At 35.4% G+C, this 17979-nt stretch carries 12 protein-coding genes and 1 riboswitch; of the genes, 9 read left to right on the forward strand and 3 right to left on the reverse strand.

Going from position 1 to position 17979, the window contains the following annotated elements; all coding sequences use genetic code 11:
* Positions 1 to 337: 337 nt before the first annotated feature.
* Entirely contained in the window at positions 338 to 2398 is a 2061-nt protein-coding gene (locus tag RB160_RS03725; protein WP_316568856.1) for an McrB family protein, read from the forward strand.
* On the forward strand, positions 2370 to 4838 hold the full coding sequence (locus RB160_RS03730; RefSeq protein ID WP_316568857.1) for a restriction endonuclease-like protein: 2469 nt from the start codon (positions 2370 to 2372) through the stop codon (positions 4836 to 4838). Before RB160_RS03725 ends, RB160_RS03730 begins: the two co-directional genes overlap by 29 nt.
* 763 nt (positions 4839 to 5601) lie before the next feature.
* On the opposite strand, the gene RB160_RS03735 is transcribed toward RB160_RS03730, so the two are convergent.
* Entirely contained in the window at positions 5602 to 6141 is a 540-nt protein-coding gene (locus RB160_RS03735) for an ImmA/IrrE family metallo-endopeptidase (RefSeq protein ID WP_316568858.1), read from the reverse strand.
* The gene (locus tag RB160_RS03740) at positions 6119 to 6490 is read right to left on the reverse strand and encodes a helix-turn-helix domain-containing protein (RefSeq protein WP_316568859.1); all 372 of its coding nucleotides are present in this window, start codon (positions 6488 to 6490) and stop codon (positions 6119 to 6121) included. Before RB160_RS03740 ends, RB160_RS03735 begins: the two co-directional genes overlap by 23 nt.
* 550 nt (positions 6491 to 7040) lie before the next feature.
* Here RB160_RS03740 and RB160_RS03745 point away from each other — a divergent pair.
* From RB160_RS03745 to RB160_RS03760, 4 genes are all read left to right on the forward strand, one after another.
* A complete protein-coding gene (locus RB160_RS03745) occupies positions 7041 to 7400 on the forward strand; it encodes a hypothetical protein (protein WP_316568860.1) in 360 nt (119 codons plus the stop codon).
* Between the two features lie 152 nt (positions 7401 to 7552).
* A complete protein-coding gene (locus tag RB160_RS03750) occupies positions 7553 to 8734 on the forward strand; it encodes a restriction endonuclease-related protein (protein WP_316568861.1) in 1182 nt (393 codons plus the stop codon).
* Positions 8709 to 12068, forward strand: coding sequence for a pPIWI_RE_Z domain-containing protein (locus tag RB160_RS03755; RefSeq protein WP_316568862.1), 3360 nt, complete (start codon positions 8709 to 8711; stop codon positions 12066 to 12068). The genes RB160_RS03750 and RB160_RS03755 overlap by 26 nt, the downstream gene beginning before the upstream one ends.
* Positions 12068 to 14434 (forward strand): hypothetical protein, encoded by a 2367-nt coding sequence (locus RB160_RS03760; RefSeq protein ID WP_316568863.1) that lies wholly within the window; start codon positions 12068 to 12070, stop codon positions 14432 to 14434. The genes RB160_RS03755 and RB160_RS03760 overlap by 1 nt, the downstream gene beginning before the upstream one ends.
* Before the next feature lie 600 nt (positions 14435 to 15034).
* Here RB160_RS03760 and RB160_RS03765 read toward each other — a convergent pair.
* Positions 15035 to 15583: an NADPH-dependent FMN reductase gene (locus RB160_RS03765; RefSeq protein ID WP_316568864.1), complete on the reverse strand. Its 549-nt coding sequence runs from the start codon at positions 15581 to 15583 to the stop codon at positions 15035 to 15037.
* 382 nt (positions 15584 to 15965) lie between these two features.
* Here RB160_RS03765 and RB160_RS03770 point away from each other — a divergent pair, with 382 nt between their 5' ends.
* From RB160_RS03770 to queC, 3 genes are all read left to right on the forward strand, one after another.
* Positions 15966 to 16673 (forward strand): pirin family protein, encoded by a 708-nt coding sequence (locus RB160_RS03770; protein WP_316568865.1) that lies wholly within the window; start codon positions 15966 to 15968, stop codon positions 16671 to 16673.
* A gap of 2 nt (positions 16674 to 16675) precedes the next feature.
* Positions 16676 to 16951, forward strand: a complete 276-nt coding sequence (locus RB160_RS03775) for a hypothetical protein (protein ID WP_316568866.1) — start codon at positions 16676 to 16678, stop codon at positions 16949 to 16951.
* Positions 16952 to 17221: 270 nt separating this feature from the next.
* Positions 17222 to 17264: riboswitch (PreQ1 riboswitch) on the forward strand.
* Positions 17265 to 17314: 50 nt separating this feature from the next.
* Positions 17315 to 17977, forward strand: coding sequence for a 7-cyano-7-deazaguanine synthase QueC (gene queC / locus RB160_RS03780; protein ID WP_316568867.1), 663 nt, complete (start codon positions 17315 to 17317; stop codon positions 17975 to 17977).
* Positions 17978 to 17979 lie beyond the last annotated feature (2 nt).

Raw genomic sequence — 17979 nt, forward strand, 5'->3', positions numbered from 1 at the left:
TTGGATACAGTATTTGTTATTCTTTTAATATAATTAGAAAATCATTTGGCCCAACATCTGTCGGGTCATTTTCTTTTAAATAAACCCTGTTTCCAAAACCAATTCTAAACTATTGTTCACCATAGGGGTAGTCTACAAAAATTCATGAGCCATAATATTTTACTAAGTATTATTTTAAGAAGTTATTTAATAATAATACTAATATTATTTTCTACAGATGTTTTTGCCAAAACCGAAGCAAAATCTTTATTGCTCGCTTATTCGGAAAGTAAAGTGAAGATATTTATCTAAAAATGTTGTATAATTATGTAAATTTATATAAGTGTTGGTGATTTTAATGAAGATAGTTCGCAGCTGGTCCAAACCTCCAGTAGCAAATATTATAGGAAGAAAAAAAGTTGATTGGTCTATTTTTGTCTATGGGTCACATATCCCGATCGAATTTCGGGAGGATTTTGCAATCGCAAATGATAATTATGTATTAAAAGTTGGCGAGAGAATTACGCTTCAGCTACAGTATAACGATAAAACCTTTACAGCACATTTAAATAACATAAACAATCGTGAGAAAACTGATGATGGATCATTACAAATTAGGTACGATTCGAATTCGGAATTAAAACAATTCCTGAAAGAAGTTTTTTCTACATCTTATCAATACTTACTAGAAAATCGTGTTGAAAACTCAAAAAAACCTGTAATTGTTCCAGATGAAATAGCTGAATACATAGATTTTATACAAACTGATCAACCATTTGTATACAAAATGGTTTTTCATAAGAAGCCATTACAAATTAAGCCTAATTTTTGGTGGGTCAATCAGGGGCAAACTCATAAGCAGGAGAGGGACGGAGGATTTCTCTGGGCACCCCAGAAAAATAGTCAAGGACGGCCGCTTCATCATCATGTTCGCTTAACTGAGCCTAAAACGGGTGACATAGTTTTTTGTTATTCGGCTCGGGAGCTTAAGTCTGTTGGTATTGTAAGAAAGCCATCAATAAAGAGTTCGAAACCTAATTCTATAGCCTCGCATAATTGGGAAGAGGAAGGCTACCTTCTGGAACTTGAATATTATGATTTTACTCCTCCTATAAAAAAGGAAGATATTCCTCTTGAGTGGCGGAAAGAGGAAGGTCGTCCCTTTGATGTCAATGCTGACCTTAAACAAGGCTACTTTTTCGATTTGTCGGAGGAATTTGCCAACAAGTTATATAGTCGCTTTTTTGACAGATTCCCAACGGAGGTAAAAATTAAAATGGAGTATCAAGGTAATCAAGGTGCAGACTTGAGTAAAGAAAATCCAGATACCTATAAACTTAACGATAGTGAACTGATCCATCAAATTTATACTTATATAAAAAGTAAGGGCTTTTATTATAAGAAAGAAGAGGTAATTAATCTATATCTTTCCATAAAAACAAAGCCATTTGTTATCCTTTCCGGAATTTCAGGAACAGGTAAAACAAAGATGGTTCAATGGTTTGCTGAAAGCGTAGGGGCTACGGAGGAAAATGGTCAATTTACACTTATTCCGATTCGACCTGACTGGAATGACAGTTCTGACTTGCTAGGATACAAGGATATAAAGGGAGATTTTATTAAGGGGCCGTTAACAAAGATAATTGAACGAGCATTGGCCAATCCTGATCTACCTTATTTTGTACTACTTGATGAAATGAACCTTGCCAGAGTTGAGTATTATTTTAGTGACATTCTCTCTGTAATGGAAAGTAGGAAATGGAATGGTCCAGAAATTATTTCATCAAAGCTGCTGACGAAAGAAACGGCAGGTGTTGACCTGCGACTACCGAATAACATCTACATCATAGGGACAGTAAATATGGATGAAACAACTCATCCGTTTAGCAAAAAAGTCCTCGACAGAGCGAATACGATAGAGTTTAACCGTATAGCGCTAGATAATCTAGCATTTCTTCAGGACATTGATGATATGGAACCAATTACCGTTAAACATGAAATGTTTGCTTCAAAATACCTTCATCTTAAGGATGTATACCAAACAAATGCGGGCATTGTCGAAAAAGTTACAGCAGAGCTGGTAAAAATTAATGAATCTCTTCAATTAATAAATGCACATGTAGGTTATCGAGTCCGGGATGAAATTTGTTTTTATATGGCATACAATGATCTTGGCAAACTGTTGAATTTTGACGAGGCTTTCGACCATTGTATTTTACAAAAAATATTACCACGAATCGCTGGTACCGATACACGTGTTGAAAAATTGCTTTTACAATTGTATCAGCTTTTTACTAACAAACAATATGATACGGATAATGTTGAGATTAAAAATGCTAAATATCCAAATAGTACCGCAAAGGTTGTAGAGATGTTAAGGAGGTTGGAAGATGGTTTCACTTCCTTCTGGATCTCGTGAGGATGTTGAACTGGTTCGGATTGAGACAGATTACTTGTCACTGATTATTAAAGGCAAACCTTATCATGAACGGTATGAAGGTTTAATGCAATACCGGTCTATGGATTTTCACGATATTATGCAGTTTATTGCCACTGGAGAAGGACTCAATGAAATAAAGGTATATAACATTAATGCCCAAAAACTTGATGATCCTGCAAACCTTAGACCAATTTTTTTTGAAAATGGAATCTATCAGCTTATTGTTCTTCCGAAAAGTGGGGAGGATCTCACTTTTTTTCATGAGCACCAAGGAATACGTCAGGCCATTTCTCCGGTTACTATTGGTAATCAAAAAATGTTGATGGGAAATCTTCAGTTTCAAAGTGAGGTTGGCTTTACGACTTTCGAGATTCGGAGTGCCAAAAAGACAATTTTATCTGTAACAATGGAGATATTTCCTACAAAGCTTGATTACAAAAATGATTATCAAAAACTACTTAATGAGGTAAATGAAGAAATTTATAATCTTGCATTCCACTTTATCCGTAAAACCTATTTGGGAGCCAAGCTAAAATTAGATGGAGAACCTTCTAAGGTTGAATTTTTCCGATTAATTAGCCATCATTTTGATCAGTTTCTCCAAGCGATTACCCAAATTGAACGGCAGCCACACCATAAATTGGTACCAATACATGAAAAAGCACGCGGGGATCAACTGCGAAAGCTAGATTCTACTGGACGGAATTATTTGCGTAAACGGGCACGTTTATTTATTGAGGTTAATAACGGGATTCCTATAATGAATAAACAGTTTATGCCCACGTCAGGTCTAAATGTAAAGAAAGAGATGACCTTTGATACATTTGAGAATCGGTACGTAAAATGGATGATGGAAAGGCTGGTTAATAGACTAGCAGGATTGCTAGATTCTATTCGTAATAATAAATGGATGCAACAAGAAGCAGATATCGAGACAATATCTGGTATAGAAAATATGATATCGCTGTTAAGGTATCGCTTAAGGAAAATATTTTGGACAAACATAGGCAAAATAGATCGGCCAATGCTGAGCCTTGTCCTTCAAATGGCTCCTGGCTACCGGGATACATTTCAAATTTATCTAACTGTTTCCAAAGGACTTATGCTCCATGGCAACATTTATCGAATGTCTCTAAAGGACGTTGCTACTTTATACGAATATTGGACCTACCTCAAGCTTGGACAGATACTAGGACACAGCTATACTCTTGTGAGTCAGAATGTTGTAAGTGTAAACCGCAATGGACTCTACGTAAATCTGGATGCAAATAAAACAGCGAAACGCGTTTATAAGCATCCTATAACAAATGAAGAAATTATTCTTACCTACCAGAAAAGAGAATCAGGGCTACCAACAGTGTCTCAAGTTCCTGATACGGTTTTGAGTATAGAAAAGAAAGGGAAATATTACAAATTTAATTATATATTTGATGCCAAGTATAGAATTGATTATGCTCAGGAAGGAAGTTATTATTTCAGAAGATATGATATCCCTGGGCCGTTAGAAGATGATATTAATACAATGCACAGATATCGAGACTCTATCGTCGCCGTTAACGATGGCCCTTATGAGCGTACCGCTTTTGGTGCGTATGTCCTATTTCCCTGGCATGATGAAGTAGCTTATCAGCAGCATTATTTTTATAAGAGTATCAACAAAGTTAACATTGGTGGACTACCTTTCCTCCCAAATGCGACTACACTAGTGGAACAATTTATAGAACGGCTGATTGACAAAAGTCCTGAAGAAATACAACAAGAAGGAATCCTCCCTATAGGTACTGTTGAAGAATGGAGATCCAAGCTGGATGATATTGTTCTTGTAGGGCTTGTTTCAACACGGAAAGATTATGAGCAATTTATTCGCGAGGGCCATTATTTACTCCCAGCTGAAAAGTTAAACAAAGGCTGGCAGGAGGCGAAACATGTTGCATTGTATGTAAAAGCAGGTCTTATGGCGGAAAACGGTGTATTAGCTTATGGTACAATTTCAACTGTAAAACCTGTAACGATTAATTCAAAGGATTTTATGCAGTTTAAGGTTTCGCAATGGAAAGATCTTAACCCAATTATTAAACCAGTTCATTACGGTATATCTAATTACATATTAACTTCACTTAATACACTCAAGGAATCAACTGAACTCCCGGAATTGTTCATGAAATCAAAGGAAGAAACGACAATTTGGAGAATGCTCCGAAGGGTTTCAGACCAGATCAAGCTTGATTTGGACCACAACGAATTAGATCGAGCAACTCATATTAGGGAATACAGGATAAAAGATATCCAGGTAAAGATGAATATTAAAGAGCGGGAGATCGTTTTTGAAAAGAATGGGGAAGAGACTTTGATTTCAGTTGATGAATTGGAGAGAAATCCTTCAGGGGGGTTTCGTGTATTGGTGAGACTTTTAGCTTAAATTATAGAAAAGTGTAATAAACCTTAAAGCATAGTAAAATAGTTTTTAACCTAAAGCTGTCCAACAATGGACAGCTCTTTTATAACTTGGTTTTTGTAGAATTATTTATCTAAAAAGAATACTTGTAAACTATACCTAACTCATGGTTAGAGTCGTTACACTTTTTAAGGAGGTAAATTTATGAAAATTGCTTTGATAAGTTGCACTAAAAGCAAACAGTTATTTTCGTTCAAAGCAGAAGAAATGTATTTACCGTCTACGCTGTTTAAAAATACAGCAACTTATGATTGCAGCAACAAAATTACATAAAGATCGTCTCAATTTTCATTAAAAAAGAGAAGTATCCAAATTAATTTTTTTGGGGGTTGCTTTATTTTTATTCCAAAAGTTTATAATTTTTAGTAACCAACGTTTGATAGAGAACTTGTCCAAATCGTATGAAACAAGCTTTAGAAAGTACAATTTAACGGTCAGTCATGCCGAAATGTGGTTTGTTACTTGATTGTTTCCTTCTAGATTTAGTAACGTTAAATTCAAAAGGCAAAGTAATTATACTCCGCCTTTTGAATTATGCATTAAAAAATTTAAAGCTTTTGTAAAATAAACAATAAAATGTAGATAGAAGTTCGGGTTATTTTCTTAAAATATTGGGGTTGTAAAGAAGTGCATATTTGAAAAGAGTGTTTTTATAGGTCTATATTAAAAATGTGTTTTTATTATCAAGTAAATATAGATGAAGAGAAAAACGAATGGAAAATAAATTTTAAATTCCTAAATCATCTATTAATCCTAATTTAAATAATCTAATCATCAAAGCTTGTTTGCTAACCTTAAATGTTTTTGCTATCTGTTCTAACTCATCACTATGTTCGAAATCGATACCCTCTTTTAACTTTTTGTTATAGAATTGCTTGAGTTTTTTCTCGGGCATCAGTAAAGCCGCGGCAAAAGCATTTGCCTCAATTTCCTCAACACTATTAGCTAGCGAAGAGTTTTTGTCTCTAAAATTAACTTTAAAAGTTCTATCTATATGCACTTGATTTCCTTCGTGTAATAAAAAATGCCCTATCTCGTGTGCTATAGTAAATCTCCTTCTATTGTCATTGTGATTAGAATTTACACCAATAATATTCTTGTTATTATTCCTTAATAAAATGCCAGATAAATCTCCCTCTAATTTTTCTTCTTGAATATATAAATTCAATCCCTCTGCTATTTTATCTAAAGGAACAGGAACTTCATCAATATTGAACTTGTTCAATATTTCGTTTGCTATTTGCTCAATCTTTATCCTCGTCCTCATTAGTTACACCTTCTTCATATTCCGTTTTTTTCATTATTTGGTAGACCCATTCAATTTCATTTGATGATAATTTGTCCTTTAATGAATCAATATTTACATATAAATCTACATCATACTTTGGTTTGTTTAAGACTTCTAAATCAGGTAGTAAAGATTTTGGTGATACATTTAAACTTTCAGCGACTTCATATAAAGTAAGTAAAGAAATTTTCTGGTTACCACGTTCTATATTGGCAATAGAAGCCCTTGTAATATTAATGGATTCACTAAGTTCTTGTTGAGTTAAATTTCTTAATAACCTCGCTTTTTTGATAAGTTTTCCAATTTCTATATACAGAATTTCTTCCATATCATCACCTATTTATTATTTTATTAAAACAAGTATAACTTAGAGAATTAATAAAAGGAATTTATACATGTTTTTACAAACAAATTAGAAGAGCTTTTTAAATATCAAGATAAATAAAACCACCCTTTTTTAAATTAATTATAAGAAATTAAGAAGTATCATAATAATTAAAAATAAACATTGAGTTTTTATTAGAGATGTTTTTTCGATTGAAGGAGATATTCTATTTGGTTTCAACTTGATAATTTTTAAATATTCTTTAAATGAACGAGAGAACATAATTCGATAATTGGTTAATATTAACATTAATGTTTATAACGCAAACAAAAAATGACCATAAATAATAATTTTTTTGCTTGCCATTTTCCTGTGACCTGATTATACTGGATTTTGTAAGAAGCGAAGGGGGGCTAATATGCGATAATAAAAAAAGACAAAGGTAAAATCAGTACCTTCGTCTTCAAGGATAAGCACTTGATACACGGACAAGCTTTCCGGATGGAAAAATTACAAATTTCGCAAGCCAGCGGTTAAGGATATTTAAGATGAAATGGAACTGTTCATGGAAGCTTTAAGAAATGGTGATACAGAAAAGCTTGATGAGATGTATAAGCTACTAAGACCAACGACCATCCTATCTTCTGTGGTTAATAAGACTGGTACTAAGGTGCTCTCCTATGAATATGACCTGGCTTCATATCCAAAAGAAGATAATACATTCGAACTTGCTTTATGGGCGCCTATGTCAACTTTCAATGTTGTAACTAGCGCTCAAGTTGTGACAAACATTCAACTTCCTGGCAGCGGACCGCCGTTCAATTATTCTCTTTTGGAAGCTGAAGGTTATATTCCAGAATCCCTAGGAATTCAAACAAGCCAAACAGTCAGCAAAACCATTGATAGTGAATAGGGCTTATGAAGAATTATTGGTTGGGTTTGGCAAAACAACCTTTTTCAAAATGCGTTATCATTACCAACGTTAACCGTACTTAAAGGTCAATTCCCTCCTTAAATCGACGGGGAGCCTTTATACAGCAGGACTTGATGAATGAGGTGTAAAAAGTGACAATCATCCCAAAATTAGTTGAAATTATTGAATGGGCAAAAAGATTAGAGACGGATATAGAGTTATGCAGTTACAACTATGTAGGTGCACCTCCATTAGCTAAGGAATTCCACGGTTTCCATCGCAGATTGCTGTTTGAAATGCTGCAAAAACCGCTGCCACTGTATCCGGTGTCAGTTAATGATTTTTTGCGGATGCTTAAAAATCCTGTTGCAACATGGGGTTACTTTAGTGAAGCGGAATTAAAAGAAGAGAATATTGAAGAGTTTTTTGTCATCCTTGACGAGGAATTCGGTGTCACGCCTGAGGCAGAAGAACTGCTTAATGAAGAGGAATCTTTTCTTGAGAGTTCTACCAAATTAATACGAGAAGCCTTAATATCCTGCAGAACTTTTTATGAAATTTATCAATATAAACATATGCAGCAACAATATACTGCATTCCGAACTTTCCTTATACATAATCCCATCACAGATATATACACAATTGAATCATTTTGTTTTAAAAATCGATTCGAAACCTTTCTTTCTAACATACTGGGAAATTGTTATGAGGACATACCTTCAGGATATGTGTACAAATGCCAGTCATGTGGTTGGACATTAGAAGAAAAGACCAGAGGTTACTTCTCTTGTGTTAAGAAAGAATGTCGTAAAAAGCTTGATGTCCATTCACTAAAGGAATATAGAATTGAGAATGGTCAGAATAAGCGAGTTAGAAAAGGTATCCTTTTAAGCACTGTAATCCCAGGGAGGAAAGAATTGCAACTGGTGAATGATTTAGAAAAATTGGGTGCAAAAGTAGATTTATATCCCCAGTTAGAAAGAAAGGGGGATATTTATGCCTGCCAAGAGTATGAGGATGCCATAGAATACGCTTATATTGATGTAAAGGATTATACCAGACCCAAGCGATTAGCTGATGAACTTCTCAAGGAAATAGAAAAAGGAAACCTTAAAACAAATATTATCGCAGTTCCAAATGATAAAGCTTCCAAACGGTATATAAATTTTGTTAACCAAATTTTGCACGAGAATGGTCACGGTGAAGTAAGAATTTATTCATTCAAAATGATAAAGGAAATGTTTAAGAAGGGTACTTCATCTAGACTAAGGGGAAGGCTGAAGCGAGAAAAATTGGATAGAAAGGAAAATGAAAATGTTCAAATCCTTTTCTGAGGTAGCAAAGGAAACCGTTGGGATTTTCGAGAGAGAGGTTAACAATCTCGTAAAAGAGGAGGGTCTCTATGGTTCTGATACTTTTAAACTGATTTTACTTGTCGAGGTTGCGGTTTCTGCTTTTCTAAGAAACTTTAATAGTGAAAAGGCGACAATCGAAAACGTTTGGTCTATGTTTCCCAATTATAAAAGTTTATATCCCGAATGTATCGATGAAGCTTCCTTAGAATTAGTTCGTATTTATTTTGGTACTAATTTTTCCTTTACAAGCTGGAAAAATGCTGTGGATGATTATATGAAGCTGGATAGCTTTTTAAGAATGTACCAATTTGATACAGAAGGATGCTTTTCTATAAAAAGTCTTTCTGCTTTCCCGGATAGAATTACTCATTATCAACATTTGCTTAACCCGGAAACAGTCTTGCCTGACCCGATTGACTATCCACCTTTTCTCAAAGAAGATAATGTTTCTAATGTATATTTTTATACATTCGAAGAAAGCAGTAAAAAGAAAAATAAAAAATATTTAATGTCTCAGGATAATGGGGGTAAAAGGTCTGTGCCTGACCACCTTGTTTCAACAAATTGTAGCGTTGATGAAGAACAAAGGAGAGTAACCTTACCTCAATTACGTAAGAAGATTCCTAAAGAAAATCTTGCCTTAGAGTTAAATGAAAACCCTTGGAAAATTACCGCAAATGAACTGAATGAATATATCGAGTCCAATAAACATCTCTATACCGGAGAAGAAAACAAACGAATGAGGGATTGGAAGTCTGCAGCAAATATTTTTAAACTTACCCCTACGAACCCATCATCACAAGAACTCATTTACAAGGATAAAGTTAACATTGCAGGAATTGTAGGGGCGGGAAAATCAACATTTTTACAACTCGAATTATTTAGATTAAAACAGTTACAAGCAAAAACTGCTGTTATGACAGTAAATGTTGTTGATACTTTGGACCTTGTATATAAGCTTCATTTATCAGGTTTAAAGGCAGTTCCTCTCATTGGAAAAACCAACATGGGCGTACATTTAAAAAATTTCATCAAAAAGGTAAAGAGAGAATCTGCAAAAGGGAGTGAGAAGAACCCTTTGTCCCAATTATCAATACAGTATGTTTTGCAATTCTTTAGTGGAAGCTGCACCGCTGAAGTATTGGCTGATTCTGAAGAGGGACACAATCCGCCATGCATTAGGCTGTTTCAAAATGACGAAAAGTATTCCTGTCCAATGTTTATAAGTTGCGGAAAATACAACGTTGAAAGGCAGCTTGCTGATGCAGACGTCTGGGTTGGGACACAAAGTGCGTTTATCAATACTAAGCCTCATGCCCTGGTTAATCCTTATGACTTTACATACGCTGAATTGGCATATGAGATGATGGATGTAATTTTTGTGGATGAAGCGGATAGTGTTCAAGAAGCTGTTGACGGTTCCTTCTTATCTCAGAATGTATTACTAGGAAACAAAGATGCGATATTTGACAATTCGTTTCTTTCTGCAAGAAATACATTGGACAAGCGCTATGATTATTCATCCAGCAAAAGTTCTAAAGAATGGCGGCACTATGTCAATGAGACCAGCAGAGTAGCCCATTATCTTTATGAGTTAATACAGGACAGCGCATATATTAGGAAAGAAATAAAAAATAATGTGTTTGGTCACCATCAAGTTCTTTCCAAAATCACAAAAGTTCTTTTCAACCCATCAGGACAAGTAAGCACGCATCCTTTTTATATAAGGATGAAGAATATTGAATTTGCGAATATTTGGAAGATACAGCCAAATCGTGAATTTTCTTTGGAAAAATCTATCCGTGAATATTTAACAGGCATTAATGAAATTAAAATATATGCCAGAAATGCTATTGAGCAAAAGAGGCAGGAAGGTAAATTGACTGTTGAATTGGTTGAGTTAATTCTTGATAAGTTCCAATTTAAACAGCAATCTTTTCTTAGTTCATTGGATGAGGAAAGCAGAAAAAAAGTTTTATTATTGATTCAGTTTTATATTTATTTAGTGTTCTTTGATTCCCATTTTAAATACCTGTTAAAGATAAAACATCAAGTTGAGGGCATATTAGGCGAAGAAATATCGGAGCTCTCCAGTGTTTTTAAGAATGTAAAACGATTCCTTCCTTTTCTTCCTTATGCAGCAACTGGCCGCTCATTCCAATACTTTTATAGGGAAACTCAGAGTGGTGAAAGAGGCTCTGTCGGAACCTTTAGGACCTATGATTATCTAGCCATGGGAAGACATTTTTTAATTAATTTCTCAACTCTGTTTGAAAATATCACCAAAAAAAAGGGACCCTCCATGGTCTTTATGTCTGGCACCAGCTTTGCAGAGGGTTCTACACATTATCATATTGATGCTGAACTAGATTATTTATTGGAAACGACCCATCCAAATAAATCTAAAATTCAACAGGAATGCTATCCAGTTTATGACAGCGGTAACCCTATTTTTATCTCAGGTCAGCCAAATGAGAGAATTAAAGGAAAAATGCTCAAGAAAATGGCTGCTGAATTAGTACCAAAAATTAAAGAACAGTTGGCATATTGGGGCTCAGAGAATCGAAAAATTTTACTTGTAGTCAACTCCTACGAACAAGCGTTAATAGTCCTTGAAGAGCTTAAGCTTTATTTTCCTAATAAAGTCAAGGCATTAACCAACGATAACGTTGAAACTGATGATACGGTTCTCAGAGGTGAAGTGGAGTATTTTGGTGATACTGAGGCGGATATTTTAATCGCACCGCTATTATCAATAAACCGCGGCTATAATATTTTACTTCCTGGAACGGATAAATCTTTATTCGGCAGCGTTTTCTTTTTAATTCGCCCCTATATTCCTTCAGGGGATATTGAATATATTATTAAGGCCCTGAATGGAACCGTACCTTCATATATCAAGACTGCAAAAGAGAAAAATCATTCCTTTTATCATGCTGTTAATTATGTGCGGCTTAGGTCAAACATTCTATTGGAGCATATGCTTTCGGAAGATGAAAATGGGTGGTCTTATCTCGACAAGGAAGAGCAAGAAATGATGGCATGGTATATGTTCATTAACGTTTGGCAAATGATTGGTCGGTTGCTTAGGGGGCAGACAAACGCAAATGTATTTTATGTGGATGCACCATTTGCATGGGAAAATGCCAACCAATCTGGTAAAAAGGAAACCTATCAAACAAGTATGTTGAAAATTTGGGTATCTATTCTGGATCAGCAATCTAATTTTCCGGAAGCTAAGGAATTATTGTACGGTGAATTTTTGTCGGGATTGAAGAAAGCATTAAAATTAGAAAAACTTGAGGTGTTTTGATGAATACAACAAAAACAAAGGAAATTATTTTTCATAGTTTCCTACTGGATACGTCTTTTTTTAGGAATAAGGAAATTAAGGTCGTTTATTTTCCTGCTGAGACCTCTAAATACTTAGATAAGTTTAAGGATGGTTATAAGTGGGAGAAAAAAATATCGACTTTTCGACCAGTAATGCAGGGTATCTACGCGGATAAAGTTATTTGTGCTAATTTCACTGATAAGGCTTTTAAAGGGGAGGAACCATGGCTTTTTTTAAGTGATGAAGCACCTAGAAATGCGGGGACTTTAATCCACTACAGTTTTTTAAATTGGCTTCAGACTGTTTTGGAGAAGGACCATCCAGGATTGCTCTTTCCCGAAGAATTGCGCTTTTTGGAATTGAACACTTGTCTTTTTCCTTTATATGAAGTATCGGGTTTTCACCATAGGAAAATGATTTTATCAAGTTATATTGGCTATCAATTTGTCAAAAGTGAAAAAAAGAGCTTCTTTGAATATACATCTCGGGATGGAGAAAAGCATTTACAATTACCTGAACATTGGTACATTAGCTGGGATGGAAATCAGTATGAAATAATTTCAGCACCTGTATTTCCTACGCATTTTATTGGAAAAAAAGAAATCAATCAAAAACAATGTTTTTCTTATGTTTTATCCTTTTCCTTTGAGGAGAATGAGGATACAGATGGTATTATTGTTCACCTTCATTCATTAAAAAGAAGATGGAATTACAAGCCGTTAATTAAGGCAGGGAAACTCGACTTCCCCAGAAAAGATAAGAGGACTATTTATCTATATGATTTCGATAAAAACCTTCTTTTTACGCTTCCCATTAACGAATATGAGGGGAATGTATATATTTCTTTTTCCAAACTTAACAAAGAAATGCTTAGCACCATAAATTTTGATAACAACTTTTTGAAAAAGGTATTGGAATCACCGAGTAAATTTTATAACAATAAACCTTTAGCTGCTTTTATTCCTTATAAGCTAGATGATAAAAATGGGAGTAATCGATTGGAATCAGGGTTATCAAAGTATGAAAAGCACTTCCTTTTTAAAATGTTCGAAAGTGCTTTTCCTTCTCTAACAAATCCTTACCAAAACTCCGATATAGTGGAAATGAAAAACACCTCTTTACGTGGGGGTTCAGTCTGGATTGATGATACTAGGGTAAGGATTAATGAAAAGGCAATTATTGAAGTGTGGTCAGAAAACAACAAGGTTCTCGAATGGATATCTCACTCCTTTAATAAATGGAACGATGTTAATGAAAAATATAAAAGGTATGAAATCATTCAAGAATCGCTCAATGAATATCACTTTTATGATAAACGGAATAATCACCAATTAGCCATGAAAGTTGAAATTAAGGTCATGAATGGGAATAAAGAGTTAGTAGCGGATTTGTTAATGGATAGTCCTAACCCAGAATTAAAAAGAATTGCAGAGATAAGCTCTAAGCTTGTAATGCCGGAAGAGATAATTTACTCAATTATTGAAATCGGAGAATATAAATATGACAAAAAGGCTGACCCTAAAAGGGCGATTCGAAAGGGTTTTAACGAAGCAGGGAGAATTACACAATTTTTTCACCCTATTGAATCCAAGCCTTTATCTCAGCAAAAATCAATTATCAATAGTGTTTTGGCAGACCTGTTAGCAAGAAAAGGGCTGACAAATCAAATGATTCATGATTATCGGGAGCTCTTTTCAAAATATAACTTTTATTTCCCATATCAATTAGAAGTCAAAAGGGGAGCATTCAAGCCTCAATATCTTTACATGCTTGTACGGATGAAAAATGCAAGGATTGAGGTTAAGTATCCCAATACCGATTGGATGACGGTCGAAGAATCCTTAATTTATTTGAATCAAAAGAACCTAAAAACCCTTCTTAAGGATGGGAATAGGGATTATACACTGTTTATTGAACAAAACGTGAATAATAAATCAGATGTTGTGGTTTTCGAAAAAAATAAAAAGCCAGAAAAGTATGCGGAAGATGATTTAGAATTTAACATTGTTACGTATGACGTTGAAAGGTCTAGAAATCCATTTATTATGAATATGGTTAACGGCATTCCGTCAACTGGGACATTTCTTGTCAGGAATGGAAATGAGTATTTTTCTATACCACCTAAATTAACGACGGATAAAAAAGTTCCTATGTCAGTAACTAGCCATGACAGCAATATACCTTTTAAAAGCCGGCATACATTCAGAGTTCAAATGCAACAGCCGAATGACGAGATTGCAACCTGCCTACATTTAATGAGGAATATAGCAATTACGTTTAACAGTTATATAAATAATCCTTTGCCAATCCATCTTGTGAGACATCATAAAGAATTAATAAAGTAATACTCTAAAGACAAGGTTCCATCTAAATTAATTAGATGACTTTGTCTTCTTTTTTTACCCAGAAAATATCCATGCGTTATGCATCTTCATCTCCTAGAAGGGTGGATCGCTCTACAAAGTCATGGGTTAACTTGGTATCAATCCAGGCATTCGCCGCAAATAAGGTTTCTCGTAATTTTAAGGCTAAAGATATAAGGGTTATCATAAATCAGTTCGACCTTATAAGAATAGTTTAAAATAGACCGACCTCAACAATTACTCCTTCTTTACCTGAAACCCATTGCCTTATTGCCTTCCTTAATTAGTTTGGTATTTTGATTAACAGCCTAAGTGATTGTACCCAAATCATTTACAGTGGATTTTGAGTATGCTCTGTTTCCTGCTGATAAGTCTACTTCCTTGTAATTGGCGGCTGAAGCAATTTTGCCATAGATTTATCACAGGCTTGAGATATTAAATAAATCAGTAACAAGCAGCTCTGTATTCAACTTGGCTGAAGTGGTTCTTAAGGGGTTGGATAGGGATTAATGGTCGTGGCCTTATAAAAAGTTGGAGTTTTGGCAGGGTATGTCCTGCACAAAAACTCCAACTTTTTATAGCTTATTGATATTTCTTGATTAATTCAACGAATTCATTAACGAAGCCTTGTAGGAATTCTGCTGTTCCTTCATTTACCTTGCCATTTTCATCTAGCAATTCATGTACGGAACCAATGTATGCTTCTGGTTGTTGAACAACTGGCATATTTAAAAATGTAAGTACTTGGCGTAGGTGATGGTTTGCACCGAATCCTGCAAGGGCACCTGGAGATTGGCTGATGATTGCCGCAGGTTTTCCATTCCACACACTTTCGCCATATGGGCGGGATGCTACATCAAGCGCATTCTTTAATGCAGCTGGGATAGAACGGTTATATTCAGGTGTTACGAATAATACTGCGTCCAATTCCTTGATTGTATTGCGGAATGCAGTATATTCTTCAGGAGTTCCTAGGTCTCCTTCAAAATCCTGGTTAAATAATGGCAGGTGGCCGATTTCCACAAACTCCGTAACATATCCTTCAGGGAATAAAGATGCTGCGTTATCCGCAATTTGCTTTGAAAATGAATTTTTCCGAAGACTTCCAACAATGATGCCAACTTTCGTCATACGATTCATCCATCCTTTATTAAAAATATTGAATTCAATACAATTATCTTGAATTCATTATAATTGTATTGAATTAAAGATATATTGGCAAAAGAATTGCCTCGCAATCAAAAAAGGGAACGGGTGATCATTATTAAATCGATTGGTATACTTAAATAATTGTTAATCACTATTTAAACTTACCCTCCAAAACGCGAAAGGATCATTCTTGTAAACCGAGCACATTATTTCAAGGTGGTATTTTGATTTGAATTCAGCTAAATGCCTGGATTCATGTGCGTTTTTTCGCTCATACGGAATGTGGAATAGGTTGTTCAAATTGACAGATTGGGTTTTTTCCTCTATATTTATCCTTAATTTGAGACATCTGGGAGTGAGATAAATGATTCAGAGGTTTTCGGCAGAATCTCGTTACTCTGTAAAAAATGATTGGCTGGAGAGTAATCTTAGTTTTTCATTTGGTGGGTACTATGATGAGGAAAATATCCAATTTGGTCCGCTTCGAGTTTTTAATGATGACACAGTACAAGCCGGTAAAGGATTTGGCATCCATCCACACAGGGAAGCGGAAATTGTATCGATTGTATTGCATGGCCAGTTAAAGCATGAAGATAGCCTGGGGAACAGTGGGATATTAAAATTTGGAAATGTGCAACGTATGACGGCTGGTACTGGTTTGCTCCATTCTGAAATGAATCCTTCTTTAGAAGAGGAAGCAAGCTTTTTACAGCTATGGTTTAAACCTTCTAAAAAGCAATTACCTCCTTCTTATGAGGATATTTCTTATAACGTAGATTCACTGAAGAATAAGCTGTTGCCTATCGTTTCTTCAACCCCAACAGAGGGTGCAGCGAAAATTCATAGTGATGTTACATTATACTTATCCAAATTGGATGAGGGAGAAGAGATCTTCTTTCAACAAGAACAGGGAAGAAAGATGTATGTCTTTGTGATTGAAGGGGAGCTAATTTTAGATAACGATGTTGTTGTTGGAAAAAGAGACAGTGCGCGCATAACTGAACAAAACAAACTTACTTTAAAATCAACAAAAGAAGCCTTCTTTTTATTGATTGATTTGGGTGGTGTTTAATTATGTTATTGATTCGCCATTCGATTGGAAGCAGACTTTTTTATCAAACAGATGAATATGAGATTCATTCAGTAGAAGATAAGTGGGTCATTTCTGTCAAAATTTCCGAAGAGGATTCTAAAGAAATCATCAAATTTAAAGACGAATTGAACCTCTTTGACGTTGGGAAAAACCAGAAGACTTGGTATTATACGTCAGATGCAAACGTTGAGTTTAATGAGAAAAATTCTGTGATTACGATTATTGCAGACCATCAAACAGTCTATCCAGTTGATTAAAATAATCACATAAAAAGTGTTTTGTAATGGCAAATCCCAATCATTACCAGGTGGTAATTGATAAAGTGGCGGCAGAGTAATAGGATAAGCTATCAAAGTTGTACAGTGATGCTAAAGAGTCAGCCTGGAATACACAAGACGATTTTCTTTTTAAATTCCTCGTCTGTAAAAGCACAAAATTTGAAATTGTCTGGATAAGACATAATGACATGCAATAATTAATAAAATCGTTTATACTTATGAAATGTTGAATAGCAAATCCGCTATCTGGCGGTAGAGGTTCTAGCTACCCTCTTTAAAAAACTAAGGAAACAGTACTGCTTTCTTTAGCCGTGCTGTTTTTTTGTTGGAAGGAGAAAGAAAATGTTAAAGAGTGAAAAAGCGCTCGTTGTGTTTAGCGGGGGACAGGATAGTACGACTTGCCTTTTTTGGGCAATGGAGCAGTTTGCCGAGGTTGCCGCTGTAACGTTTGACTACAATCAACGGCATATTACAGAAATTGAATGCGCTAAATCGATTGCAAATGAACTTGGCATTGAGCACTATATCCTTGATATGAGCCTGCTGAATCAGCTTGCCCCGAATGCGTTGACGAGGGACGACATTGAAGTGAAGGATGGAGAAGGCGGCAGGCTGCCCAATACGTTTGTGCCGGGCAGGAATTTGCTGTTCATGTCATTTGCCGGGGTACTGGCCAGCCAGATTGGGGCGAAACACATCGTTACCGGAGTATGTGAAACGGATTTCAGCGGTTATCCCGACTGCCGTGATATTTTTGTGAAGTCGCTTAACGTGACTCTTAATCTATCGATGGATCAAGATTTTGTAATTGATACACCGCTGATGTGGCTGAACAAGGCTGAAGCATGGAAACTAGCCGATGAGCTGGGAGCGTTCGAGTTTGTCCGTGAAAAGACGCTTACGTGCTATAACGGAATCATCGCGGACGGCTGCGGCGAATGCCCTGCCTGCAAGCTAAGGAAAAAAGGCCTGGATGACTATCTGGCAGAACGGAATGGGATGTAATG

The sequence above is a fragment of the Neobacillus sp. YIM B06451 genome (genome assembly GCF_032667185.1).
Lineage (GTDB): Bacteria > Bacillota > Bacilli > Bacillales > Cytobacillaceae > Bacillus_D.